This is a genomic window from Amaricoccus sp. W119 (assembly GCF_047275745.1).
In the GTDB taxonomy this organism is placed as follows: Bacteria; Pseudomonadota; Alphaproteobacteria; order Rhodobacterales; family Rhodobacteraceae; genus Amaricoccus.
In genome coordinates, this window is sequence record NZ_JBKQWU010000230.1 from 1 (window position 1) to 524 (window position 524).

At 63.0% G+C, this 524-nt stretch carries 1 pseudogene; it reads left to right on the forward strand.

Annotation, left to right across the window (positions count from 1 at the left end):
- Positions 1-56: 56 nt before the first annotated feature.
- A pseudogene (locus tag ACLJK8_RS23165) lies at positions 57-524 on the forward strand (transposase); the annotation flags it as partial.

Sequence of the window (524 nt, forward strand, 5' to 3'; positions counted from 1 at the left end):
TGAATTGGCCCCCGTTTCGACCGGACACTTGAGCACAGCCATGGAGGCTTAGGCATATGCCTGAGCACGTGCTTATGTCTGAGATAGAGATCATCACTGATGGCGGCCGTCGGCGCCGCTGGACCGCCGCCGAGAAGCTTCGGATCGTGGAGGAGGCGCTGGACGACCGGGCCAGCATTTCGGTCGTTGCGCGCCGGAATGGCGTAGCGCCCAACCTGTTGTATCGTTGGCGCCGGCTCATGCTCGAAGGGGGAAGTGTCGCCGTGTCCGAGGACGATGACGTCACCAGCAACAAGGTCGTCCGCCAGATGGAGGACCGTATCCGCGAGCTTGAACGCCAGCTCGGCCGCAAGACGCTGGAGGTCGAGATCCTGCGCGAGGCGCTGGACAAGTCACGGTCAAAAAAACCGACCTTGCTCGCGCGGTCGCCGCTGAAGGACGATTTCCGGTGAAGGTCGCGGCCGAAACCCTGGGCGTGGCCCGATCGAACCTGATCGATCGGTTGAACGGGAGAACGAAGCCGC